Consider the following 25,381-nt stretch of genomic DNA (forward strand, 5'->3'; position numbering starts at 1 on the left):
TAAACCTAAATATTAAAGAATGGATTGTTTTTATTAGCGCCCCTAAGCCCATCAAAATACTTATAAGCATCAACAAGAGATTTCCTTGCTTGAGCTTTAGGTACGCCAGCATCAATCATCTCTCTATAACTTATATTGAATTCTTCTTTTAGCGTTTTGTCCCATCCGCCGGATTCTGCTCGTCTTGTTCTTTGTGCCGCACTGATTTGAGCATGTGGCATTCCCGAAGATGAGTGTAATAATGTGGCAGGCGCTGAATTCCTTTTATAACCTTTGATGCGTTTCTTAGCCCAATGATCCTGTATTGGGTGGTGACTCTGTACAAGATTATCAGCTTTAGTATTACTGTGACCTGGTGCTCTATTTACGCCCGGAGACAAATTGCCATGTAAGTCTACATCCCCAGCTTTATATCCATTAGGGTTGTTACATGCTAATCCTAATGGATCTATCCAGCCAGTTGGATTTTGCACATAGGCATACAAGTTTTCCCCACCCAGAAGCCCAATCGGATCTGGTGTCAGGTACTGTCCTGCAACAGGTGAAAAATACCTGAAGCGATTATAGACAAGTCCACTCTCGTCGTCCAACCACTGGCCGGCGAATTGCATTTCTGGATTTAGTTCAGCATGTTCGCCCACAGCTTTCAGACGCAGGCCGTACAGACTCTGTTGTGGCTGCCGCCAGACACGGTGGCCTTGCGGGTCAAACAATGCCAGCGGTTCTCCCGTCGGAGCACACACGGCATATTGTGTTTGTATTTCCCCCGCCATCAGTTCACTGCGGTTTTCCGGGTCGGGGGTGAAGAACTGGATTTGTTGCGCCAGCAACTGCCAGCCGTCAAAGACCAGATGCCGGATGCTGTACAGCCGGTGATGCCGGTATTCGCGAATTTCGGCCGGCACATCGCCGTCCCACAGATAGGTGGTGCGCATACCGGTTTGTTCACAGATTTTCTCGGTGCGCCGCCCGAAGGCATCGTATCGATAGTCCCACTGCTGGCCGCCCGGAGTCTGTAGCCCGGTAAGCTGATTCTGGCTGTTCCAGCGGAACTTGGTCAGTTGTGGGCGATGACCTTCCTGCCACAACTGCATGGCGGTCATCCGGCCAGCATCATCGTATTCAAACAGATGCTGACCTGCTTGTCGTAGCCGGTGTCCTTTCTGGTAAAGTCGCTCGTTATCAATATCGTGGCGACCATCAAAACGACGGGCGGGGTAACCGCAGGCATCATACTGATAATGCTCCCGCAGCTGGTCGCCGTCACTGACCGAAGTCACCTGACCGTTGCCGTTGACCACATAGCGCAGCCATTGCCGTTCATCATTGGCAGCCACCAGATTCAGTGCCGCATCGTAACGATATTCCCGGTCCAGTCCCGCCAGTGTCGGCTGGGGGATATCCGCCACTTCATGGGCAGCAAAAAACTCGGTATTGCGTCCGGCCCGCTGCGCCGTCAGTTGTCCCATCAATGAGTGTTCCTGACGCAGGATAAAACCCTTGTCTGACTGGCGGTGCCATTCGTGCCCGTCTTCATCCCGTTCAAGCGAAAGTGTCTGTTCACCACTGAGACTGAGCAGGTTAAGCTCACCCACCTTATTGACCTTCGTACCGGCTTTCCAGCGCCGGCCATCGGGCAGGTGAAGGGTTCGTTCTGTTGTGGCACTGTCGGGATACTCACGCCGGATTTCACCATAAAGCTGAACTTCTCTGACCAGGCGGCCTTTGTCATCGTATTCAAAGGTCAGCGGTTCGGCGTCTGGTGCCGTCACCTCAAGCAGACGGCCCAGTATATCGTAAGCGTAAGTGGTACTGCCTTCCGGCGTGTGCATCGCGGTCATCTGCCCGCCTGCATCATAGTCATAGCGGGTGATGTTATTCAGCGCATCCCGTTTTTCGGTACAGTTGCCATTACCGTCATAGGCATAATGCCACTGGGTGCCGGCGTAATCAGTCTCCGTGATCACCCGGCCGTCGGCATCCAGCTGATAACCGTAGCTTTCCCCTTGCGGATTAATCACTTCAACGAGTTGTAGGCTGTCCGGATCATAACGGTACTGCCAGCGGTGACCTTCTCCGTCGACACGTCCGACAGGCAGGTCAAACGGGCCGTATTCAATCTGCCATTCCACGCCACGGGCATCTGTCCACCGGGTCAGGTTACCATGGCGGTCATGGCGGAAGCGCTCCAGACTGTTGTTGGGACGGTCACTTAAGGCAACACGGTGATGGCGGTCATATTGCCACAACCATAAGGCTCCGCCGCCTGATGACAGTCTCTGTAACCGGTCATGGCTGTCGTAACCGAGCCGTAGGCTGCGGTTTTCTTCGTCAAACAGCCGTGTCAGCCGTTGATGGTCATCGTATTCCCAGCTTCGTTGATTGCCTTCGTCATCTTCGGCCTTCGTCACCAGCCCGAACGCATTGCGGATCAGGGTGGTTTTGCTGCCGTCCGGGGCAATAAAACATTCAGCCTGGCCCTTATCATCGTATTGCTGCCACCAGACCCGCCCCAGCGGATCGGTCATACTGATAAGGCGGTCATCCTCATCGTAGTGATACTGCCACACTGCCCCGCCGGTATCGGTAAATGCGGTAACCAGTCCGGTATCCGCCAGATAATCCAGTTGCAGAACCTGCCCTTCCGGCAGGATCTGCCGTTGTAGGTTGCCCCAGTCATCGTATTCATACCGGGTAACGTGACCGCACGGGGTTTCGACCTGAGTGACCTGCTGTTCGGCGTTATAATGCCAGGTAGTGGTATGCCCTTGTGGCGTGGTGGAACGGGTAATACCGGCTTCATAGTCCAGCCGGACGGGGTAATAGCCTCCGCTGCCGACACTGTGGACGCAACGGCCTTGCGTATCATAGGTATAATCGACGGTAGTCTGGTCGCCATCCGACCAGCGGCTAATCAGTCCCTGAGCATTGTATTCATAGAACAGGTGAAATTGCTGGGTACTGTCCGCTTCCGCCAGCCAGCCATTGTCGTGATAGTCATAGCGCACCAACACGTCACTGAGACCACTGTCGCTGCGGCGGATATCAGCCAGCAGGCCATCCTCGCGGTACAGCAATACCAGCGTCGGACCGTCACTGTGAGTGACTTTTTCCAGTTGATGGGTGTCGTTATAGTGAAAACGCACGGCATTATCATTGGGATCACGGTGTTCCGTGAGTAACCAGCGTTGTACCGTATTTTCTTCTGTGAGTGCTAACCGGGTGAAGTATCTGCGAACCGGATGATTGCGCTCGGTCAGGACGAACCCCTGTTTTTGCCGGCTCAGGGTAAACTCCGGGTGCTCCGGGTTGATACTGTGGTCAACGCTGTGGGGCAGGGCGAAATGCAGGGAAGCGCCTTCCAGTGTCAGGATTTCCACCCGGTCGCCGGTCACGATAACGGCCTCGGAGAAGTTGTCCAGCCAGTTTTCGCCAAGTAGTCCCCGCTTTCCCGGTGACCAGCTGCGGGTAAAGGTCAGGGGTATTGTCTGGCCCAGTTCAAATTCGGTGCGCTGGTCAAACAGGCTGCCGGTGGTCACGTCTATCGGGTCACCTGTGAAGAATTTTTTGGTGGCCTGAGTGAAACGCTTGACCCCTTTATTGGCTTTAAACGCGGTTTTGGCACAGCTCAGGGTTTTACCTCTCAGTACGTTACCGGCTTTTTTGGCCCCCAGCTTTGCGCCGGCCAGCAGCGCCTGTCGGCCGGTTTTGGTCAGCAGTTTGCCGACCCCTTTGAGCAGCCCGCGTGTCGGGGGCACCAGAAATTCCACCGCCACCAGTAACGCCCGCTGCCAGCCGGAGAACTCTTCTTCAATCTCCAGGTAAGTCCCCTGCCCGGAGCCGATAAAGACTTTGCTTGCCCCCGCTTTGATGGCCGCCCCACAGACCAGTTTGTCGCCGACCCGCGCCGCCGGCTGACCATTGATAAACACGGATTCACTGCCCTGTGCTATCAGGGGCGGTGCCGGGTGTTTGCTGCACGCTGCCATATCGACGGTGGCCCGTGCTGCGGGTTTGCCTTCAATGAGGACGTTACCGGAGCCACTGTCCAGCACGCCGTCCGGTGAGCCGAAGCTGTCGATAAAGTCCGTGACGGCCGAGCTGGCGGCCGCAATGGCATCGCTGGCCAGGTAGGTTAATCCGCTGCCGGCGGCGGCCACAATCAGCGTCGCCCCCAGCCCGCCGGTGCCGGCAACCAGTAACCCCACGGCCCCGAAAATCGCGGCACCAATCAGGGCACCGGCCACCGCCCCCATCAGGGCACCAAAGAAGCTCTTATGCTGGATGGGGTCGCCCTGACGTGCGGCGGCCGGCCCTCTGGCCCCACCACCGGGTGGCAGGGGCGGCCGGGCATGGGTCGCCCCGACCCGGGCAATCCGGGTAATAATCTCATCACCTAATCCCATATCAGCCTCTCCTTATGCCGCCTGAAAACTGCTCACCACGGCCAGTAAGGCTGTCCGCTGTCCGCTATTAAAGGGGTGTGGCGAGGTCAGGTTAAATGCCAATAACTGGCTGCCCCGGATTTGCAGCACCACCGTCTGGTGCATTTCCCCTTCCGGACTTTGCCACTGGTAATCCAGCCGCCAGGCTGTGTCACCGCTGAGTTCCATTTGCAGTCGCTGATGCTCCTGATACCCCGGCAGGTGGGTGACAAACTGGGCCAGTGTCTGTTCATAATACGCATCGCTGTCCGTGCCTGCCGGCACCGGAGTGCGGTTAATCACCAGATTGACGCCGCTGTCATCCGGCAGCACAAACACGTGCATCGATTCATCACGCCAGCCGGCAGGCAGGGTCAGGATACCTTCGTTCATCTGATAGGGTTGTGTGCTCATAATTTTCCTTTTCACTCTTTTTACGTCATTGATATTCAGCCCGCCGCAAAATACGGCTGAGCGGGTGTCAGTCTTATTGTTGGCCTGCCCGGACTCAGTTCAGGGTGATAACCTCTTGTCCGTTCACAATGACGGTCTTACCGGTAATATGGATATTGCCGTCGGCATCAATCGCGATACTCCCTTTGGTGTTGCCGAGGGTGATACCGCTTTCGGTAGACTGAATAGTAATTTGTCCTTTGACGCTGAGGACGCTGGTTTTTTCTACGGTGACCTGCCGTGTCCCGATGCTGCTCACTTCCATGCCGACCACTTCTTTATGCCGGTCAGCCCGCACGCTGATAGCCTGATTGTGGCCGACACTTTCGGTATGGTCGTGCATTACGCGGGTAGTGCGGTCATTCAGGACGGTGGTATCCATGTCTTTCTGCGCGTGCAGTGACAGTTTTTCACTGCCTTTGGCATCTTCAAACAGCAGTTCGTTGTAACCTTCGCCTTTGTGGGTTTTGGAGCGGAATGCCATCTGGGTCTTGCTGCCCGGCAGTCCGCCCGGCGGGATATTGCTGGCATGGTAGGTGCGGCCGGTAACGATCGGCTGATCCGGGTCGCCATGCAGAAAATCCACCACCACTTCCTGTCCGATACGCGGGATAGCAAGCATCCCCCAGCCCTGACCGGCCCAGGGTTGGGTGACCCGTATCCAGCAGGAACTCTGGTCGTCGGATTTGCCGTACCGATCCCACGGAAATTGCAGACGCACGCGCCCGTGCTGGTCACAGAAGATTTCTTCTCCCGCAGGTCCCACGACTTTGGCAATCTGTGGGCCGTCGATGACCGGTTTCGGCAACGGTGCCGGACGCCAGTGCTGGTTATGGCGGATAAAGTGGAACTGGCTGTTCAGGGTCGTCCCTGTACCACTGTGAGCAGTTTCGCGTGCCTGAGGCTGGTTGCCGGCATGACTGGCGCCCACCACCTGCCAGGACTGGTTCAGGTCTTCACGCGGATGGTTGTACAGGGTGAATAACCGTCCCGGTTGGATCGCAATGGCATGACCACGGCCTTGTCCTGTCACGGCATTGTTGCGCAGTCCCTCCAGACGGTAGCGGGTAAAATCCTTACCGTGTGCCTCATCCTTAAAACGGCCCGGATAGTCGTAATGTTCGTAATACAATTGCTGGAGCGTGTCTTCTTTCATCTGCTGGCTGAATTCGGCCGGCCAGGCCGGATTTTTGAAGGTATAGTCTTTGAGTTGCACCTGGGCCGGGCGGACCTGTGCCCGGTGTGTCAGGTGGCTCACTGCCGGCTCTCCCAGCGTACTGGTGTCACCCGGCTGGTAGGGCAGCACGATGCCCGGCGGGACAGAGCCGGCATCATCGGCAAACACCAGGGTATTACGCCCGTTACCGCATTCAAAAAAGTAGAAGATACCTTCTTCTGCGGTCAGCCGTTGCAGAAAGGCAAAGTCACTCTCCTGATACTGAACACAAAACTCCCGTTCCGGGTGGGTATGGCGCAGGCTGAAGACGACATCACGGATACCGTGCTCTTTCAGAATGGTGGTGATAATGGCCGCAATGTTCAGTTGCTGGAAAATACGCGAATTCTGACGCAGGGTGGTGCGCCACAGATCCGGGCGAATACTCATCTGGTAGGTAGTCTGGTGCAATCCGGTATTACCCTGCTCAAAGCTGGCAACGATCCCGGTGATACTCCGGCTTTCAATCCCATCCTGTGTGATAGTCAGGGTAGCAGAGCGGTCAAGTACGGCCGGAAAGTCGATGGCCGGATCAGCACTCGCGAGCCCGACTTCCAGCTGGAACGGCTGGGAAAAATGCTCGTTCAGGGTAAAATCCGTGACGACAAAGGTCTCTGGTGCCAGACCGCCGGCCGTCAGGGTAAATTGCAGGCCACTGGGAGAGTCGCCACCACTGAGCAACTGGCTGGCTTTTTGCAGGGCTTTGGTGGCGGCATTGTGTCCGACTGCCGCCTGCTGTGCCAGACCCTGACCACCGCCGGGCGGACCGGCAAAACCGCCGGCTGTCGTCAGACCTCCTTTCTTCATCAGGCCGGCGGCACCGCTACCCCCCAGCAGTCCTGCCGCCTGTTTACCTTTTTCCAACAGGGATTGTCCCTGCTGCAATTTTGTCAGGTGTTTTTTCATTGACATGGTGTCATTTTCCTTATTGTCATGGGCTTTTTGTTGTTCTCCACCCGGTTTCCGGACAGAAACGGGACAGGCAAAGCCCATTCGGTATGCCTGCTTTTTTGCTCATTATGAGGATGGGCTGATTGTTTTATCGGCATATTTTTCATTAAGTTCATAACAAATTTTGTCATCCGGTTAAGCCGGGCTGTTATTACCTTGGCTTGTCGGAAATGCCTCAGCGAATCGGGGCGTTAATTTTCATTTTCGGAAAATCAGTTACGGGCTGACTTTTACTGTGGCTTGCTTCACGCTGGTCTGAGGGTTTGCAACCGGGGCGGAAAGGATGAAAAAGCTGTATTTAGTGTTTTTGCTGGGATGGAGTGGGGCAGGGAGTGCGGGCACGGTGGTGTATACTGACCGTCAGCATCCGCCGGTGAATCTGACACCGGACAGTCACATCGTCTGGCTGGATGGTGCTGAGCAACAGCAAAGACAAGTCTTCGATCAACTCTCTGTCGATCCCCGGCAAGCCACAAAGCAGGCGCAGGCAATATTGCAATCACCGCAATGGCGCCAGCAGGAACAACAACTCATTAAGGCTTACCGTGCCGTGGTACAGGCATGGCAATCCGGTGTGCAGAAGTATCCGGCCGTGGTCTTTGATGATAGGGAGGTGGTGTATGGCACGGCGGATGTGGCAAAAGCCCGCGCACTCAGGGAGCAATATTAATCATGAGTCTTCAACGTGTGACGTTTCCTGCACTCATTACCCTGATAACGGCATTTTCCCCGGTGGCACAGGCTTCCATCAATACGGCTCAGATTGTTGCCGGCAGTCTTTCTCCCGCCTGTATTCAGTGGCGGGTCAGTGGCCTCTGTTACTGGCTGCTCTGTGGCCTGCACGGTTGTACCGTGAAAACCTCGGTGAAGGTGACCCATTACCTCCCCGAAGTGGTGGTGTCCACGTATCAGGCATCTGGTGGCAATCCGTGGACAGAAATGGCGCAGGTCAGTCAACTTTCCGGTGGCGTGGAAAATACCGTGAGCGGGGCGTTATCTCACCTGAACGCCGGCGGGGGAAATCATAATGTCCAGATTGCCGGGCAACGACGTACCAGTCTGCGTTTCAAATATGCCGATGCCATCGGACATCCGGCAACTAACCTGATTGGCGGACAAATCCCCGGCTATTCGTGTCGCAGTGCCGCCACCCCGTTGGTGCCTTATTTTCTCAGTACATTGGATACGGTAGCGTGGCGCTCAGGTCTACCGGAATCGTTCTATCCGGAAGCCCTCATTCCCGGTCAGCGAGAACTGGGCCGCCAGATGGACGCCACTATGTGGGGCAATATTTATCCGCGCTCAGGGTTTATTAATCAGACTGATGATGACAAGGCCTCGGCCGTGGTCGCGCAACGGGTCGCAGATATCATTACCCGTGTCGGGCAACCCCATGTTTATCAGACTCTGAAAGGCTCCCGTACTGCGGGTTACTGGCCACCGGAACCGGTCACCGAAAATACCGGCACCAAAAATCACCAGTGGCAGCGGTTATCACCGACGTTAAGTCAGTCCTGCGCCGTGTTTCCGGACGGGGAGCACACGGCGGCAATCAATGGCAATCAGGCGTATGCCCTGTGGCAGCCTTACAGTTGTTGCCAGCGGCGCGGACAGCATTTTCTCAGCAGTACGGATATCTGAACAAGGGATGAATGATAATGAAAAAAAACGCGTTATGGCTGATAGTCGGTGGACTGGTCATCGCGTCTGCGCAAGCTAACGCCACAGGATTATCCCTGACATTACCGCAGGTGAACCGCAGTGCGCTGGGTTATGGGGCAGACGCCAGCGGTGCGGTGTCTGATACGCTGTTCTATACCCTGGGGGGTGGTTCGGTGATTTCTGAACCGGCCAGTCGCAGTGGCTCTGCCACACTTGGCGGGTTGGAGCTGGGCTGGCGCTCAGATTTGATGTGCGGCAATTTTGACCTGAAAGCCACGGTCAGCAATCAGTTGAACGGGATTACGGCCGGGTTCAAGAACCTGATGAGCGATGTGATTCAGGGGGCAACCGGTGCCGTGGCCAGCCTGCCGGCGATGATTATCCAGCGGGCCAATCCGGGGCTGTATGACATGCTGACCAACGGGGTGTTACAGGCCAATGTGGCGTTCGACAAAGCCCAGTTCAATTGTCAGGCGATGGCCAATAAAATGATGGATTTTGCGCAGAATAATAAATGGACACAGTCGGCGGCTTTGCAGGAGTACAAAAGTCTGGTTAACGGCGGGGATGGGGATGCGGTGCGTGTCAATAACGCCGGCAGCAAAGCAACCGGTGCCGGTGGGCATCCGTGGATTGGCGGCCAGCGGCTGGGCGGCAAGGGACAGAGTGCCATTCGCCCGACCCGGGATTTGGCCAGTGCCGGTTTTAATATGATGAATCAGCTGCCGGTGCTGAGCCAGTCGTCGGTCAGCACCCTGAAATGTGAGGGCGGTGCCTGCCGTAAATTCAGTAATGCACAAGAAGCGGCCGACGCGGTGGTCCGTGTGCTGGGCGACCGGGTCATCCGTACCTGTGCTCAGGCGGCAGACTGCACCAGTGGCGGCGAGAAACACCAACCGGGCACCACCGTGGCGGGTACGGGCTTTGCTCCGATGCTGGAGGAGCATACTAAAACCAATACGGAACAACTGGTGAAGTTGGTCAGTGGCACGGAAAAACCGACGATGGTCAATCTGGCGAAACTGAAAACCGGCAGTCTGACGGTGACCAAAGGCGTCATTCAGGCATTGCAGCGTGACCCGGACAAAGCTGCCCTGACGGGCCGTTTAGCGGGGGAGCTGGCGATGGCGGAAACCGTAGAAACAGCGTTACTGATGCGGCGGATGCTTATCACCGGCATGTCTGAACCCAATGCGGCGGCACAGTCAGAAGCGCTGGCCGAAGGGGAACGCCGGATTGCCTCGCTGGACCGGGAAATCAATGCGCTGAAGAATGAAATGCAGCTGAAACAGGCCCTGTCCCGTAATGCCATCCTGACCATTATTGAGCGGGATACCCAGCGCATCCACATGCACCCGCAAAAACAGGTGCCGGACAGCACGGATGCGCGTTTTTATCAGCTGGAAGCACCCAATCGTGAGCGCAGGTAAGGCGAATGATAGCAGAGAAGCATTCAGTATTCAGAAAAGGTGCGGTGTTATTACTGGCTATCGCTGTGATGATGGTCATTACTGTAGCGGCAGGCTGGGTCGGGCTGCATCAGGCAGAAAAACTTCACCGCATTCACGACTGGGTGACCGAAACCGGGGGAGTCTGGTTAATCTGGCGGTTAGGCCTGTATGCGGTACTGGGTTGGGGCGGTCAGAAAACCTGGCAAAGGGTAAAACATCTGCCGGCATACCGCGCCGCGTTGATGCGGATGATGGTGGTCAGCCTGCTGTTTATCCTGTTGGGTGAGTATGCCCTGTCAGGCAATACCGGAGGCACACGATGACGGCCAACAGCTATCTGGAATATTTTCTGACACTACTTGGCTGGGTCATCAACAATGGCCTGTGGCATATTCTGATTGCCACTGGACTGTTTACGCTGCCGTTAGCGGTAAAAGTGATTGCGGTCTGGCTGAAAGTACGGGAGTGTGGCGAAGAAGACGGTCAGGCCGGGTTACAATCGCTGGCCCGGATTGAAAACACCCTGTACGGCGCGTTCTTCGTGATGGTGGTGTGTTGTGTGCCGCTGGTCAATGTCAGCCTGACCACCCTTCAGTACGATACTTCCCGTGCCAAAAGCTGTGGCACCTGGACACCGCAAACGCCGGAGAACAGTGGCTATGCACCCGTAATATCCAGCCTGAACAACCAGACCGCGGCTGTGCCGCTTTGGTGGGCGGTGGTGCACCGGTTATCCAAGGGACTGACACAGGCGGCGGTGGCATCCATTCCCTGCCGGCCGGATCTGCGGCAACTGCGCTTTGACGTGCAGCACACCCACATCAGTAATCCGGCTCTGGCGGCGGAATTGCAGGATTTTACCCACGATTGCTATGCTTTAGCGCTTTATCAATGGAAACAACGCGATCGGGAACACACCACCGATCCGATTATCCTGAATGATATCGGCTGGCTGGGTAGCCGGACGTTTTTAGCCGGGGATTACCGGACGCTGCAATCCCGCCTCCCACGGGCGGATTTTCCGTGGCAGGAGAGCCGGGATAACGGGCGGCCGTATACCGGGCCGAATGGTTATCCGACGTGTCAGGCCTGGTGGTCAGCCGCTCAAACCGGTCTGAAAGACCGGGTACTGGCGCAGGCCGATCCGGGGGTGTGGTTGCGCCTGTCAGCGACCCTGAAAATACTGGGTAAAAACACGTCGGCTTATCAGGAAGCGGTGATCCGCCGTCTGGTCAGCCCGGTGAATCTGACGATTTCTCAGGAGGGCTATGTCTACGCAGGCTATGGCGGCAATGCCGATCCCACCTTGTTGGATGGCGCTAATCGAATCGGCACTTCCGCAGGGGCTTTATTGGGTGGATTACTCAGTATGCCGATGTTCGATGCGGTACGCCAGGCGTTGCCGATGATGCAGGCGGTGATTTTGATGGCGTTGTATATCCTCATACCCCTGATCGTGCTGTTTGCGGCCTATGAATTTAAGACCGTCTTTACGCTGACGTTTGTGATTTTCGCATTGAACTTTTTGACCTTCTGGTGGGAACTGGCACGTTGGTTGGACAGCCATTTACTGGAAGCGCTGTACGGCTCAGACACTCACAGCCTGTTTAACTTGGCCGGCATTCAGAACACCTCGGATGATTTAATCATGGGGCTACTGATGGGCACGCTGTTTATTGTGCTGCCGATGGTCTGGCTGGGGGCATTAGCGTGGGCCGGGGTACGCATGGGGGATGTGGCCGGTATGATGAGCCAGGGCGTGGGGCAGGTCAGGCAATCTGCGGGTATGTTCGGGCAGATGGTGATGCAGAAGATGATGTCCAAAGGAAAGTAATCAGATGCTCTTTTTAAAACTTAAGGGGCAGGGTGCTGTTCCTTAAGTTGAGTTTGAATGTGATATTTGCCTTTATTTCATTCTATTAATAATGGTTCTGATAATTAAAATAAGTCATGTTGTTACGTTAATATTTTAATTAATATTCTTCTTTATTGGGATTTTATGTTCACATAAACACGCCAATGCTTATGAACCACATCACAAAACCGTCAATGATTGAGCGCCATTTGATTTCATGTGGCTTATATTTAACGCGCTATAATATCATTGTTTATATCGGTATTCTCTTTAGGGGAGTAGACGATATTTAATATAGAAGCCTCAAGGGTTGCAGCTCTTGAGGCTTTGCTATTTATGATAATGAAAATAAAAATGGCTAAATCCAACTTAATGTTCAACTTTACTTTTTATTTTGTTTTTTATTTTTCAGTGGATAAAGGTTAGATAAATATTTTTGACGGCACGGGTTAGCAAGCTATTTAACGAAGATGTATTATTGATTTCATTTATGACTTTTTTAATTCGAGTGGGTGATATCTGCTTTTTGTATTTTTATATTCCACGTTGTAATTTGATTGACTTAATATTCATGAGATATATCACAAAAAATGGAATAACTTAATGTCACTTTACGCAACATGATTTAGACTAATTGCGTTATACTTGACATGTTCTATGATATAAACTCTCTTGTTTATGGTAGTAGACGATTTATAGAAGCCTCAATGGTTGAAACCATCGAGGCTTCGCCGTTTATGATGATGGAAATACACAGCTTCGGATTTGAACTATCTATTGATCTTAGTTTTTTCGCTATTGAATTAATAATGAAAAGGATTAAATTGAAAAAAACTTAATATATTCTCAAGTAGATTCAGGAAAAGTGATAAGTGATAGCAATAAAAATGATAAGAAAAAGAAAATTCAAAAACGTTCCAGTCATTTTCTTCCTTACAAAACGACGTATGATTTGAGTTTACATAAAAGAGAACTCAATTTAATTAACATACTGATGCAGGTTCAGGGTTATGAATATGGTTTTTTTACTGTATTAGGTGTTCGCCCTTTATCACAACGGGGGAACCATAAAAACAGTGCTATCTATGTTGTACGGTGCCGGTGTGGTAAATACGCAGTCAGGACACTCAAGGCAATCAAAAATCCGGTGAATGTGGTTGATATGTGTGAGCATTGTCTTCATCTGTACAATCTGAGGCGCAGAAATCTCTTTCTCACGACAGGAAAATATGTCGAATTGCCAGAATTAACCGGCATTAAATATAAATCCCCGTTAGAGATTAAAGTCTGAGGAAGCCGTGTTCCTGATAGGTGACGGACTCTGAATTTAAGACTGTATTCACCCTGATGTTAGGATTTTTGCGCTGAATTTTCTTATCTTCTGGTGGAAAGTGGTTCACCGGCAAAACAGTTTTCTGCTGGCCGCCCTGTACGGTTCAGAAAACCACAGTCTGTTGAATCCAGCAGGCTGTCAGAATACCGAGGACGATTTAATGACGGGGAAGGGAGGCGTTGTTTATTGTGTTGTCGATGATCTGGCTGGGTGCACTGGTCCGAGGTTTGAATGAATCAGGGTATAGGGTATCTCACAAAGCTGCATCAAGGGAGGATGAACAAACGAGGAATTATGTTTATCAAGAAAAAGCATGGTACGGTCTTTTCTACCTTAATATCGGACAAAAGTTTGACCTCACTCAGCCTAACCTATAAGGTATTTAACTGTTACTCATGATCTATCGCCTGCAAGGATCAGCGTGAAGCGGCGACATCAAAACTCCCGTAGCCTGCAAGGGAGAGCATTACAATGCGGTACATCTGCGCACTTTTGGAAGCAGATATCCCCGGACACCCAACCCTCCGTTTGAGGATGAAAGTTTCCCGGTATTACTCATCACCGGCTATTCACACAGCAGGGTAAAACGAACCCTGTCTTACGCTGAATGAGACTATTCTCATCAGTACAACATTTATCTGTATTTTCAGTTCATCACGGTAAACGTCCCGAATATTGCGCGGCGTCACTTGTGTTGAAGCGCAGCGATTACCAAGTGACGTCGCCGGGCATCAACGCTCAGAGCGCATAGGATCTGTCTTTCTGACCGATTTGAACCCTGAATTACTCGGTGAAACCACACAAAACAGACCATTAACGTGTGTTTCGTCTGATTTATAAACGAATGCCAGACTGATTTTCAACTCACTGCCTTAAAACAGGCTGATGCAGTAAAAGAAGGAGATATGACACACGTTTAGGTAATGAGGCGTTCATCCTGATTAATCAGGTACTGAACGGGGAGCCTTCCATCGCTGTGCTTAGCACATCGCGAGCTCCTGCAATAACTCAACACAACCTCACTCTGCTACACATTATCTGACGCACCATGGACGGTGAACCCGAACCGACACGCAGAGACTTGTTTAAAAAATCGATAAAAAAAGAGAAAAAGTGACAAGAGAGGCGGGAATGGCGCAGAAATCAGCACGCTCAAAAATTGAGTTGTTCAGGAAAACATTTATTACCCATGCCCGACAGTCGGGCGGGAGTTTTGTCACGGTGGCAGATCGTGAGCGTATTGCCCGGCTGTTCCTTAATTTTCTAAAAGATAGCGGGATCAAGCTCCGGCAGATGGACAGCCTTAAAGCGAAATATATTGAGCGCTATATTGCAGAGAGAAAGGTCAATTCTATTAGCCACCGAACCCTGCAAAATGAAATGTCCGTGCTGAGAGGTGTGTTAACGCAAGCTGGAAAGCATAAGCTAGCTGATCCCGATAATACCCGCCTGAGCAACCGGGCACTCGGTATTGCTGAAATCGACCGAAAAGGCACAAAAACGGCGCTGACACCGGCGGCATTCAGCGAAATCTTTCAGCAGGTCGAACAAAAAGACCGGAATGTGGCGGCGGTGATGCAATTGGCCTATGTGCTGGGACTGCGTACCAAAGAAGCCGTGGAAGCCTATAAATCCTTAGCCACCTGGAAAAAAGCACTGAAAAATGAGCAGACTTCTGTACGGGTGATATTTGGTACCAAAGGAGGACGGCCCCGACAGACGACCATATTGGATCGGGTAGCGCTGGAACATGCCATTGCTTACGCCGAGCGAGAACAGGCAGAGCGGGGTGGCAAACTGATTGATAAACCCACGATCACTCAGGCCATAGACCGATACCGTTATATTGTCAGAAGAGCAGGATTGACGGGTAAGAATGCCCCGCACAGTATGCGTTACCATTTTGCACAGCAATCTGGTGAATATTACAAGGCGCAGGGTTTTAGTGAGCGGGAAGCGCTGGCATTAGCATCAATGGATTTAGGGCATGGTGACGGGCGCGGACGTTATATTAAGCAGGTGTACTACCAGAATATTGAGGGCGAATAAGTTGTATTGGAGCACACACGGTCTGCTGCTCTGGTCATTGGAATATAACCGAAGCAAGCTTGAGTCTTAGGCGATTATTCATATGTTAACCTGATATTCTCTTAAGAAGGGAACTAAAGTGCTTGAGGCCCGATCAAAATTTTTGCTAAAGAAAACAAAATAGTGGAGATCCTCAGGCATGTATAATTTAGAAGAACTTTACTTTTACTGCTGTATCGATGATTTTTGTCGAAAATTTATTTTAAAATATATCAGATAGTTATAGTTGTTTTAATTATCCAGTATTATCCCGCGCTATCCCATAACATTAGGTGATTACAAATAAAGTGATATCGTGGCAATGGAAATTATCCCGAAAAAGATTTTTCTCTGGTAGGTTATAATTTATTGAATTTTAAATGATTTTAAGTAGTGGCATGATGTTACGGATAGACTGAGATAATATGAGATAGAGTAATATAATGAAATATATAATAAATATGTCATTTTCCCCGTTATCCCATGAAAATCTGTGCAGTTATATAAAAATAATCGATAGTAATTGTTATGTTTTTTTCAGCTCTCCGAGCTACTGGGTTAATGTATTAGCCCGGTAGCTCGAAGAAGACAAGCACAGCGCGTCAGTGGTTTTAAAATAGTGGTGTGAGAAAAGAATATTTTCATCTCCATCTTAGTTTGCACTTTCACCTACCCATGGTCTAAATGACTTTTCAAAATGGTAGGAGTATCAAAGAAACTCAGTCCCATTTTTGCGAATTTGGATTTTCCAGAAACAAAAAAGCAAAAAGAAGGACTGAGTTATGATTATCCTACCACCCATTCCCCGTAATGAACGACGTTTGATGAAAAAAATGGTGCAAAAAACGCACGATAAAAAGTATGCCATTCGTATTCTCGCCATTCTCATGATTCATCGGGATCAGCCAGTTTTCCATATCGCTGAAACACTCTGTGTCTCTCAGTCTTCTGTATGGCGTTGGATAAAGTATTTTAGAACATATAGTTGGTTAGGATTGCAAAGTAAGCCCTCAGGCCGTCATCAACGATGGAATTTCACCTGCTTTTTACCTTTTCTCTTTTATTTACTGAAAATTTCACCTCAGCAGTTTGCTTATGAACGCTCTCGCTGGAGTCTTGAACTTTTTATGATACAACTCAACGAGTTAATTCAGATAAAATTTTTAATCAGCACACTTTATCGGTTTCTCTGCAAAAATCAGATCGTTTGGCGGCGAGCCGCGCCAACATTACATGAGAAAGATCCGGAATATGAAGAGAAGATGAAGCAAATTAACCAAGCATTACTTGGGGCATCAAAAGAACATTCCGTGTTTTATGAAGACGAAGTAGATATTCATTTCAACCCTAAAATAGGTTCAGACTGGTATCTTAAAGGCCAACAAAAACGGATTATCACACTGGGAAAGAACCAAAAATATTACTTTGCCGGATGTTTTGAGAGCCAAACACGCGAAATTTTTTACACCGGTTCTGACAGGAAAAACTCTCATCTATTTATCAATATGTTAGAAGAGTTAAAAAGAGGTCACCGTCATGCCAAAACGCTGACCCTTATTTTGGATAATTACAGCATTCATAAAAGTCGGCTGGCCAAGAAATGGCTGACTCAAAACCAGACAGTAAAATTGTTATTTCTTCCGGTTTATTCTCCTTGGCTGAATAAAATAGAGCGACTATGGCAATCATTGCATGAAACCGTCACACGGAATCATTGCTGTCAGTATATGTGGCAACTCTTAGCGTGCGTTAAAGAATTTATGACCGCTTTTTCATCAGGGCAACAGCCGGGAGTGAGAAAAATGAGTGTATCGTTATTATGAAAGCTTATTTAACGTGATGCTCGACTTTAACATCCTATAACGTTGGCTTGTTGAAGCCAGTCGCGTTGACTTTTACCTTGTTTAACATTGGCAAAAATACCCAACGTGTGAGAAAGCAGTTTTCTGGTAATTCGATTACTCAAATGCCACAAATCCCGCGCCCAGCACTTCTCGATAGCAAATTGTCCGGCGAGTTGACCAATCACGGTTTCAATTAAACGGCGTTTGGCGTTAATGACCCTTCTCGTTTTTTTGGGAGGGGATCATCCATATTGGCCCGCATCGGGGTAATCATTTCAATACCCTCCACCTTCATTTCCTGTTTAAATTCAATGCCTAAATACCCTTTATCACCCAGCAAACAGCCTTTTATCGAGCCGATCACATCCCAGGTGGCTTCACGCCCACTGACATTGGCGGGCGTTAGTGTAAACCCGGTTACCACGCCGATTTCGTCTATCATGAGATGTTCTTTGAAGCCGTAGTAAGTTTCGTTTTTGGCAGCACAGTACCCATAATCGGCTTGTCCTTTGAAGTTGGCACAGCCTTTTGCTCTTTTGAATCCACAAACGGGCAGCGGAAATCCGTCGATAATATGGACCGGCCTGTCGAGCGCGCCCAATAACCTCGCCAGCTTTGCTTGCAGTTGTTGTTTAACAGCCCAAAGATTCGCAATCTGTTTAGCGAAATTGGCGCGTGAACCCAGCCCCGGAAACCACTCGCGCCAGTGGCGATTAAAGTACGTCCAAATGCCTTTATCTGTTGAAAATCCTAAAAATTCACCCACCACTTCCATCGTGATGGCTTCTGCATCGCTCAGTTTAGGCGGATATCCCCGGCTTCTGAATCGCCTACCTTGCTGTAACTGGGTTAAATTGTCATCTACCCAACAAAACACCCAAATGATAAAATCTTGCTGTGACATAGCCTTTTGTTCCTTTATTTCTCTATTTTTGACGACTTAAAGTTATAAAGGAGCGGCTATGTCATTTCAACTCACCATAAAAGTCGAGCATCGCGTTATTTATATCGGCAACAATGGTTTCGTGTGACGGTTTCATGCAAAGACTGCCACAGACGTTCAATCTTATTTAGCCATGGCGAATAGACCGGTAAAAATAACAGGTTAAATTTAGGATGTTGTTTTAGCCATTCCCTGACTTTCTGGCTTTTGTGAATACCATAATTATCCAAAATTAACGTGAGACTTTTAGCTTGGCGATACTGACGATTAATTTTATCTAACATTTTGATAAATAGATCAGAGTTTTTCTTTATACCACAGACATAGGTCACTTGACCTGTTCGTATATCAAGGCAGCCTGCAAGGTAGTGCTTTTGATTTTTCCCCGGCGTCATCACGCGTTTTTGTTGTCCTTTTAGACACCAGTCTGCCCCGATTTTAGGATTCAGATCGATATCGACTTCATCTTCATAAAAAACAGGATGTTGCTCTGATACATTGGTTAAGGTTTCGGTGATTTTTGCCATTTTTTCGTCATATTCAGGATCACACTTTTTGACGGTAGGCGCCGCTCTTCTTCAGACAATACCCACCTGACAAAAGTAGCGATACAGGGTACTTTTTGACAGTAATGAACCCAATAATTCATTGATTATCTGAGTGATAAGTTCAATACTCCAACGTGAACGCAAACAGCCAAAATCTTGCGGGGAGTGTGATAATAAGAATGACAGCAAGCTAAAAATCGGAGCTAAATTCCATCGAGCAGGCCTGCCTCTCGGTAAGCTTTTTAATCCTCCCAGCCCATATAATGTTAACCAATTTATCCAACGATGGACGGAAGAACGTGAGCAATGAAGGGATTGGCGGTATGAGAAACGGTCTGACCTTCATGTAACATTAAGAGTGCCATGAGTCGGCGGGCATAATCTTTATCGCGGGTTTTATGAATAAATTTTTTCATCTGACGTCGTTCACTTCGGGGGATTGGTGCTATGATCCGCATTACTCAGTCCATTTTGGGATTTTTTTGATTTGGCGATTAATCAGATCGCAAAAATCGGACTGAGTTCCCTCCAAGTGATCTACTATTTTGAAAGCTTATTTATGTGGATGCTCATCAAAAGAGTTAAGTTTTTTTTAAATTCAGCTTCAGCAAGTTAATGGAAAGGGATAGGCAATATGAAACTCTCATAATTATGAAAAGTTATTTAGCCGTTGCCAGCATGGTCTGATACTGATTACCCATCAGTCTCCCTAGTTTTCCGTTCCTAGGGGGGCTGCAACATCTTTCTCAGAACCAGTATCACTGTCGTCTCCGTTAGGGCTTTTTCCTTACGGAGCAGTTTACGGTTGAGCTGTTTTGATTCCTATTCGGCTCTGATTCAACGCCGTTTTATTACCATGATCAGGCATCTGTAAAAAGGCCTATTTCCATTACTGAATTTGCTAAAGATAGATTTCTTGCTCACGGAAATACCCAGCCCGTTCAGCCGCATTGAGTGTCTCAGTTTCAATTAATGATAGTCAGCTGAACTTCAGCAGGCCATTGTTCTGGATTTTGTCTGCACTACGCACGAGTTTTCTTTCTGACTATCATCTGTAGGGAACCTCTAAAAACTATCCCATGAAAAATAAGATCAATCTTGTTCCTATCCGTAATAAAATTGACCCTATTGAGTGTGACGCTTTCTGACTTTTTCAAGGATTAAAAGGCATGAATACCCGATTTTCCAAAATAAACCAAACGTTGTAAATCATAGCAGGTCACCATTAACATCATCGTGAAATTAGCCCGCAGTTGACCTATCGTCCGGATGAATTTTTCTCCCATCTGGGTGAGTGAACCAAAGATATGTTCTACTCGTGCCCGAGTTCGCGAGATTTTCTTGTTACGCCCTTTCTGGCAGTTTGATAACGGGTTATTTCGTGATGCTTTTCTTTGAATATGTACACGATAGCCTTGTCTTTTCAGCGCCTGCTCACGCTGATGACTGGCATACCCTTTGTCCGCATAAATATCCCGACTCGTATTGGCCCTGTCCAAAACATCTTCAAAATACTGGCTGTCATGGGCAGAGGCAGTTCCTGTGGCGGTTTGACGAATGATTTTGTACTTGACATCGACATTAATCGTGAGTTTGTAGCCAAAATAATTTTTGCCGTGTTTTTTTGTCCAGGTGGCCTCCGTATCTTTCTGGCAGCGTTTGTTTTCCGTCCAATTATCCGGGGTTTTACCCTGACGGATTTGTTCATTCTCTTCTTTCTTGTTGCGTTGCTTAGGAACCGGTATCAACGTGGCATCGATGATTTGACCACCGCGGGGAATGAATCCCTGTGCGGAGAGTTGATGTTTAGCTTCTTCAAATAAGGCATTGGCCCCTTCTTGTCCGAGACGTTTTTCGAAACACCAAATCGTGTTGCGATCCGGAATATTAATGACATCGGTCAAACGACAAAAACGTTGCCAGCTCATTCGGTCAAGTAATTGATATTCCATTTTTTCATCGGAAAGATTATGGAAATGTTTCAGGATAATGATGCGAACCATCATCTCCGTGGGGAACGGTGGGCGTCCGCCTTTAGGAGAAACAATGCGGGGCACCGCGCGGTCAACCGCCTCAGCGAGTGCCAAAAAATCGACATATTTATCAAGCGCAAGGAGTGGGTCGCCTAATTCATCTATTTTCTGACGATGATATTCGGCCGCCAATTTGTCTTTTTTCAAAGCAGAATGAGGTAAGAGCATGATGGCATTACCTTATAGAGATGTGTTCTGTTTGTATTTTACTCTGTTAGGCTGCTATGAACAGTTTTTAGAGGTTCCCTGTACAAGCGGTAGAGATGTCCATGTTGTAAGTTGGCAGCAATCTAGCCAGTGCAATAAATTTACGTTCGGGTGGAGTACGGAGCATGTTTTTTCTCTCTATCAGTGTTGTTAATGGGGTGACAACACTGATAGAGAGGGATATTTCACGGTGATTTTATTGCTAGTGGGGGGTATTGATAGGAATAGTAGTGATAATAATGAAATTAATGTTTAAAAAACATCTTTAATGAATAAATATAAGACAGTTAATAATCCCATCGTTAACATAAATTTAATAATTGAGAGGTTGATCACGATATGTTTTTTTAAAAAAAATTATATTTTCTCTCCAAAAATTTTTAGAGAAATATTTTTCAAATAAAGGTGAAGTAAAGAATTAATACAGGATGTTAAATTTTATTTTTCAGTATTATTAATTTTCTGGTTTAGTAATAGGTTCGTTTGAATAATCCCAAAAGTAATATCTGGAATATTATTTTTTATACAAAAAATTCAATCCATACATTTAATTAATGAGTGGATTAATTATGTTAAAATTTTACTTAATTACATTATCTTGGAGATAATTGTGGAAACATCTCGATCAGGAATGATCACACATTCTAATGCCCTTAATGATATGGCTTGGCGTAAATCCGATACTATATGGATGTTGGGATTATACGGCACAGCAATTGGCGCCGGAGTTCTATTTCTTCCTATAAATGCTGGAATTGGTGGTTTAATTCCACTTTTCATCATGGCGTTGCTTGCATTTCCCATGACGTTCTTTGCACATCGAGGAATGTGTCGCTTTGTACTTTCTAGCAAAAATAGTGGAGAAGATATTACTGGTGTAGTAGAAGAACATTTCGGTAAAGTTGCTGGTTTTTTAATTACAGCTCTTTATTTTTTTGCAATTTATCCAATTCTGCTAGTTTATAGTGTTGCACTGACGAATACGGTAGAAAGCTTTCTCATTCACCAGTTAAATATGCCCCCCCCTCCTCGCGCTTTGCTAGCTCTAGTACTCCTTCTCGGTGTTATGAGCATTATTCGCTTTGGTGAGCAAGTTATTGTCAAGGCTATGAGTTTATTAGTATTTCCATTTGTCACCGTGCTGATGCTTCTTGCTTTATATCTGGTTCCTCACTGGAATACTTCAATATTTGATACTCTATCACTGGAAAATTCTTTCTTTTCATCAAACAACCATGGCTTGCTGTTTACTCTGTGGTTGGCTATTCCGGTTATGGTATTTTCTTTTAATCATTCTCCAATTATTTCGGCATTTGCTGTAGCAAAACGAGAAGAGTACGGTGAAAATGCTCAGAAAAAATGTTCACGTATCTTAGCTTATGCTCATATTATGATGGTGTTGACAGTCATGCTCTTTGTCTTTAGTTGTGTGTTGAGTCTGTCACCTGAAAATTTAGCAGAAGCTAAAGCACAAAACATTACTATTTTATCTTATCTAGCTAACCATTTTAATGCTCCACTTATAGAATATATAGCTCCGGTTATTGCTTTTGTTGCAATTACAAAATCATTTCTAGGTCATTACTTGGGAGCTCGTGAAGGATTAAATGGTATTATAAACAAAGCATTACTCACGCAAGGTAAAATTCTTCAGCATAAAATACTGAATCGTGTCACCAGTTTATTTATGCTAATTAGTGCTTGGATTATTGCAACTTTGAACCCCAGCATTTTGGGAATGATTGAATCATTAGGTGGGCCAATTATTGCCATGATTCTATTCATTATGCCGATGTATGCTATTTATAAAGTTCCAGCTATGAGTAAGTATGCTGGAAAGAAAAGCAATATCTTCGTTGTTGTAACAGGACTAATTGCAATATCTGCAGCAGTTTATTCAATAATGTAAAAATATAATTAATTTATAATATCTAAATGATAATTTATTAATAATTATATAAAAATGCCAGTGGAAATAACTGGCATTTTTTTGAGATAAATTTCATTCTATCATTATTAGTGATGGGATTTATATAAATACCACTAAATTTATAAAATTAATGGTATTTGCAATGTGAATGATATATTGGAAATAAATATAATTTAATAATTGATTGGGTAAATAATAAACAGCATGTATGGTCTATTTAAAACTAAGTATGATGATTTTTATAATGGTTTATTTAAGGTGGTTTTTGTTATATGAATACAAGGTGGAATTATGCACATAATCTCTGCTAATATAAGTGTATATCCTCACGCTTGATAGATGTGTTATCAGATGGGCCAAATAACAGTCAGGATTATTTTTACTCAACTTTAGTGTTGATTTGTTGATTTGTTGATTTTTTATCGGAGTATTTTTAATGATTTTTATTGCATAAAATTGTTATTTTCATAGTTTGAATAATCATCAATAGTGATACAAGATTTCCACATTTCTCAATCGAATGTACAAAAAATTAATTTATAACTAAATTAGTTAGGAAAGTTTTATGTTAAAATACGAAATGAATATCTTAAGTTATGACCCTGAATTATGGCAAGTAATGGAAAAAGAAGTTCTTCGTCAGGAAGAACATATTGAGCTAATTGCTTCTGAAAATTATACCAGCGCAAGAGTTATGGAGGCGCAGGGATCGCAACTAACTAATAAATATGCGGAAGGATACCCCGGAAAACGTTATTATGGAGGGTGTGAGTACGTTGATGTTATAGAACAACTGGCCATTGAGCGTGCAAAGAAACTTTTTGGTGCAGATTATGCTAATGTACAGCCTCATTCTGGATCTCAGGCGAATACAGCAGTCTATATGGCATTAATAAGCCCAGGAGATACAGTATTGGGAATGAATTTAGAACATGGTGGTCATTTAACCCATGGCTCTCCGGTTAATTTTTCAGGTAAGTTGTATAATACGATCTCTTATGGTCTTGATGAAAAAGGAAGGCTTAATTACGACAATATACGTACTTTGGCTAAAAAATATCATCCTAGAATGATTATAGGTGGCTTTTCCGCCTACTCTGGTGTTGTTGATTGGGCAAAGATGCGTGAAATTGCTGACGAAGTCGGTGCATATTTATTCGTTGATATGGCTCATGTTGCAGGATTGGTTGCTGCTGGAGTTTACCCCAATCCTGTTCCTCATGCTCATGTTGTTACTACCACAACTCACAAAACATTGGCGGGGCCTCGTGGTGGGTTAATTTTGGCAAAAGGAGGATGTGATGAATTATATAATAAATTAAATTTAGCTATTTTTCCTACCTCTCAAGGTGGACCATTGATGCATATTATTGCGGCTAAAGCTGTTGCCTTTAAGGAAGCAATGGAACCAGAATTTAAAAGTTATCAACAACAAATCATTATAAATTCTAAAGTAATGGCGAGTGTGTTTTTAGATAAAGGGTATAAAATTATTTCGGGTGGAACTGAAAATCATCTTTTCCTTTTAGATCTGAGAGATAAAAATATTACAGGCAAAGAAGCTGATATTGCTCTAGGTCGTGCTAATATTACTGTTAACAAAAACAGTATTCCTAATGATCCTCATAGTCCATTTGTGACTTCCGGTATTCGTATTGGTACTCCAGCAATAACTCGTCGTGGATTAAAAGAAAAAGAATCAAAAGAGTTAGCTAATTGGATTTGTGAGATATTGGATAATATTGATAATGAAGCTGTGATAAATAAAATCAAGAAAATGGTTTTACAACTTAGTGCCAAATATCCAGTTTACTCTTAATAGTGTGATATATTATATAGGATAATATATCACAGTGTAATAGTTTTTTCGGTGATGTAATTTTGGATGCTTTCTAAGTATATTTATTAGTCATGATATATACTGAATGCTACTTTCTCTCTGGGAATGGATTCCAACATACAGGAAAAATAGGTTTATCAATGCTAGTAGAGTAGAAGGCAAAAGCATATTTCACCCATCCTATCACGCCACCGTATATATGGTTACTTATACGGTGGTTCATGTTAACATTGGAATTACCATTTTCTTCAAGTCCAGTTTTCTGAATGCAAGAAACGTCCTTATTTACCTATTCTATACACTGTCTCAGTATATGAATTTTTCTCTCCAATAGGCCTACTATTCTGGCTAATATCAATGTGTGTATGGCTGAAATAACGAAGAGCACCACCATAGAAGGATACTTGAGTATGGTATTGGATTAACGGTATATACCCATCGCAATTGAAGATGCTTGATTTTTCATTCCTATCAGATCAAAATCGCGCCATGAAAATTACCCTGACAGATGCCCAAAAAGAAGCGCTTGAATTGATGCACGATACGACTCGTGATGGGCGCGTCCGTGACCGTATCAAAGCCGTGCTTTTAGCTTCAGAAGGCTGGACTGCTCAAATGATTGCT

At 46.9% G+C, this 25,381-nt stretch carries 15 protein-coding genes and 3 pseudogenes; 12 read left to right on the forward strand and 6 right to left on the reverse strand.

All coding sequences use genetic code 11. The annotated features are described in order from the left end of the window. Window positions 1-5: 5 nt before the first annotated feature. The 3 genes from AAC855_RS11655 to tssI all read right to left on the reverse strand — a co-directional run bounded on the left by AAC855_RS11655 (window position 6) and on the right by tssI (window position 7,005). Window positions 6-4,406, reverse strand: a complete 4,401-nt coding sequence (locus AAC855_RS11655) for an RHS repeat-associated core domain-containing protein (protein ID WP_340609770.1) — start codon at window positions 4,404-4,406, stop codon at window positions 6-8. 12 nt (window positions 4,407-4,418) lie between these two features. Then, a complete protein-coding gene (locus AAC855_RS11660; RefSeq protein ID WP_340609772.1) occupies window positions 4,419-4,838 on the reverse strand; it encodes a DUF1795 domain-containing protein in 420 nt (139 codons plus the stop codon). Window positions 4,839-4,932: 94 nt separating this feature from the next. Beyond that, window positions 4,933-7,005, reverse strand: a complete 2,073-nt coding sequence (gene tssI, locus AAC855_RS11665; RefSeq protein ID WP_340609774.1) for a type VI secretion system tip protein TssI/VgrG — start codon at window positions 7,003-7,005, stop codon at window positions 4,933-4,935. A 322-nt stretch (window positions 7,006-7,327) separates the two neighbouring features. On the opposite strand from tssI, the gene AAC855_RS11670 reads away from it, so the two are divergent. The 9 genes from AAC855_RS11670 (at window position 7,328) to AAC855_RS11710 (ending at window position 17,235) form a co-directional block, all read left to right on the forward strand. After that, window positions 7,328-7,714, forward strand: coding sequence for a TIGR03757 family integrating conjugative element protein (locus AAC855_RS11670; protein ID WP_340609775.1), 387 nt, complete (start codon window positions 7,328-7,330; stop codon window positions 7,712-7,714). 2 nt (window positions 7,715-7,716) lie between these two features. After that, on the forward strand, window positions 7,717-8,685 hold the full coding sequence (locus AAC855_RS11675) for a TIGR03756 family integrating conjugative element protein (protein ID WP_340609777.1): 969 nt from the start codon (window positions 7,717-7,719) through the stop codon (window positions 8,683-8,685). Between the two features lie 11 nt (window positions 8,686-8,696). Next, window positions 8,697-10,136 carry an integrating conjugative element protein gene (locus AAC855_RS11680; protein WP_340609779.1) on the forward strand — a complete coding sequence of 480 codons (1,440 nt, stop codon included), beginning with the start codon at window positions 8,697-8,699 and terminating at the stop codon, window positions 10,134-10,136. A gap of 5 nt (window positions 10,137-10,141) precedes the next feature. Further along, the gene (locus tag AAC855_RS11685) at window positions 10,142-10,480 is read left to right on the forward strand and encodes a hypothetical protein (protein WP_340609781.1); all 339 of its coding nucleotides are present in this window, start codon (window positions 10,142-10,144) and stop codon (window positions 10,478-10,480) included. Next, window positions 10,477-11,991, forward strand: coding sequence for a conjugal transfer protein TraG N-terminal domain-containing protein (locus tag AAC855_RS11690; RefSeq protein ID WP_340609783.1), 1,515 nt, complete (start codon window positions 10,477-10,479; stop codon window positions 11,989-11,991). Before AAC855_RS11685 ends, AAC855_RS11690 begins: the two co-directional genes overlap by 4 nt. 886 nt (window positions 11,992-12,877) lie before the next feature. Further along, on the forward strand, window positions 12,878-13,303 hold the full coding sequence (locus AAC855_RS11695; RefSeq protein ID WP_340609785.1) for a hypothetical protein: 426 nt from the start codon (window positions 12,878-12,880) through the stop codon (window positions 13,301-13,303). 100 nt (window positions 13,304-13,403) lie between these two features. Further along, window positions 13,404-13,580 carry a hypothetical protein gene (locus tag AAC855_RS11700; protein WP_273576479.1) on the forward strand — a complete coding sequence of 59 codons (177 nt, stop codon included), beginning with the start codon at window positions 13,404-13,406 and terminating at the stop codon, window positions 13,578-13,580. 896 nt (window positions 13,581-14,476) lie between these two features. Next, window positions 14,477-15,394, forward strand: a complete 918-nt coding sequence (locus AAC855_RS11705; RefSeq protein ID WP_340609786.1) for an integrase domain-containing protein — start codon at window positions 14,477-14,479, stop codon at window positions 15,392-15,394. Between the two features lie 800 nt (window positions 15,395-16,194). Continuing rightward, window positions 16,195-17,235: an IS630 family transposase gene (locus AAC855_RS11710; protein WP_340609788.1), complete on the forward strand. Its 1,041-nt coding sequence runs from the start codon at window positions 16,195-16,197 to the stop codon at window positions 17,233-17,235. 26 nt (window positions 17,236-17,261) lie between these two features. Here the strand turns inward: AAC855_RS11710 and AAC855_RS11715 are convergent. The 3 genes and pseudogenes from AAC855_RS11715 to AAC855_RS11725 form a co-directional block, all read right to left on the reverse strand. Beyond that, a pseudogene (locus AAC855_RS11715) lies at window positions 17,262-18,160 on the reverse strand (IS982 family transposase). Between the two features lie 101 nt (window positions 18,161-18,261). Then, window positions 18,262-19,205, reverse strand: a pseudogene (locus tag AAC855_RS11720) (IS630 family transposase); the annotation flags it as partial. A gap of 702 nt (window positions 19,206-19,907) precedes the next feature. After that, window positions 19,908-20,948 carry an IS5 family transposase gene (locus tag AAC855_RS11725; protein WP_340609792.1) on the reverse strand — a complete coding sequence of 347 codons (1,041 nt, stop codon included), beginning with the start codon at window positions 20,946-20,948 and terminating at the stop codon, window positions 19,908-19,910. A gap of 670 nt (window positions 20,949-21,618) precedes the next feature. Here AAC855_RS11725 and AAC855_RS11730 point away from each other — a divergent pair. From AAC855_RS11730 to AAC855_RS11740, 3 genes and pseudogenes are all read left to right on the forward strand, one after another. After that, window positions 21,619-22,896: an HAAAP family serine/threonine permease gene (locus AAC855_RS11730; protein ID WP_422824377.1), complete on the forward strand. Its 1,278-nt coding sequence runs from the start codon at window positions 21,619-21,621 to the stop codon at window positions 22,894-22,896. Window positions 22,897-23,482: 586 nt separating this feature from the next. Next, the gene (gene glyA / locus AAC855_RS11735) at window positions 23,483-24,736 is read left to right on the forward strand and encodes a serine hydroxymethyltransferase (protein ID WP_340609796.1); all 1,254 of its coding nucleotides are present in this window, start codon (window positions 23,483-23,485) and stop codon (window positions 24,734-24,736) included. A 510-nt stretch (window positions 24,737-25,246) separates the two neighbouring features. Beyond that, window positions 25,247-25,381 (forward strand): annotated as a pseudogene (locus AAC855_RS11740) (IS630 family transposase); the annotation flags it as partial.

Source organism: Xenorhabdus bharatensis, assembly GCF_037996705.1.
GTDB lineage: Bacteria > Pseudomonadota > Gammaproteobacteria > Enterobacterales > Enterobacteriaceae > Xenorhabdus > Xenorhabdus bharatensis.

What these genes read in the sequence shown, in the direction of transcription:
- AAC855_RS11730 (WP_422824377.1), top strand. Translation starts at nt 21,619, where the DNA reads ATGATCACACATTCTAATGCCCTTAATGATATGGCTTGGCGTAAATCC.
- AAC855_RS11685 (WP_340609781.1), top strand. Translation starts at nt 10,142, where the DNA reads ATGATAGCAGAGAAGCATTCAGTATTCAGAAAAGGTGCGGTGTTATTA.
- AAC855_RS11675 (WP_340609777.1), top strand. Translation starts at nt 7,717, where the DNA reads ATGAGTCTTCAACGTGTGACGTTTCCTGCACTCATTACCCTGATAACG.
- AAC855_RS11680 (WP_340609779.1), top strand. Translation starts at nt 8,697, where the DNA reads ATGATAATGAAAAAAAACGCGTTATGGCTGATAGTCGGTGGACTGGTC.
- AAC855_RS11670 (WP_340609775.1), top strand. Translation starts at nt 7,328, where the DNA reads ATGAAAAAGCTGTATTTAGTGTTTTTGCTGGGATGGAGTGGGGCAGGG.
- AAC855_RS11705 (WP_340609786.1), top strand. Translation starts at nt 14,477, where the DNA reads ATGGCGCAGAAATCAGCACGCTCAAAAATTGAGTTGTTCAGGAAAACA.
- AAC855_RS11690 (WP_340609783.1), top strand. Translation starts at nt 10,477, where the DNA reads ATGACGGCCAACAGCTATCTGGAATATTTTCTGACACTACTTGGCTGG.
- AAC855_RS11725 (WP_340609792.1), bottom strand. Translation starts at nt 20,948, where the DNA reads ATGCTCTTACCTCATTCTGCTTTGAAAAAAGACAAATTGGCGGCCGAA.
- AAC855_RS11660 (WP_340609772.1), bottom strand. Translation starts at nt 4,838, where the DNA reads ATGAGCACACAACCCTATCAGATGAACGAAGGTATCCTGACCCTGCCT.
- glyA (WP_340609796.1), top strand. Translation starts at nt 23,483, where the DNA reads ATGTTAAAATACGAAATGAATATCTTAAGTTATGACCCTGAATTATGG.
- tssI (WP_340609774.1), bottom strand. Translation starts at nt 7,005, where the DNA reads ATGTCAATGAAAAAACACCTGACAAAATTGCAGCAGGGACAATCCCTG.
- AAC855_RS11655 (WP_340609770.1), bottom strand. Translation starts at nt 4,406, where the DNA reads ATGGGATTAGGTGATGAGATTATTACCCGGATTGCCCGGGTCGGGGCG.
- AAC855_RS11710 (WP_340609788.1), top strand. Translation starts at nt 16,195, where the DNA reads ATGATTATCCTACCACCCATTCCCCGTAATGAACGACGTTTGATGAAA.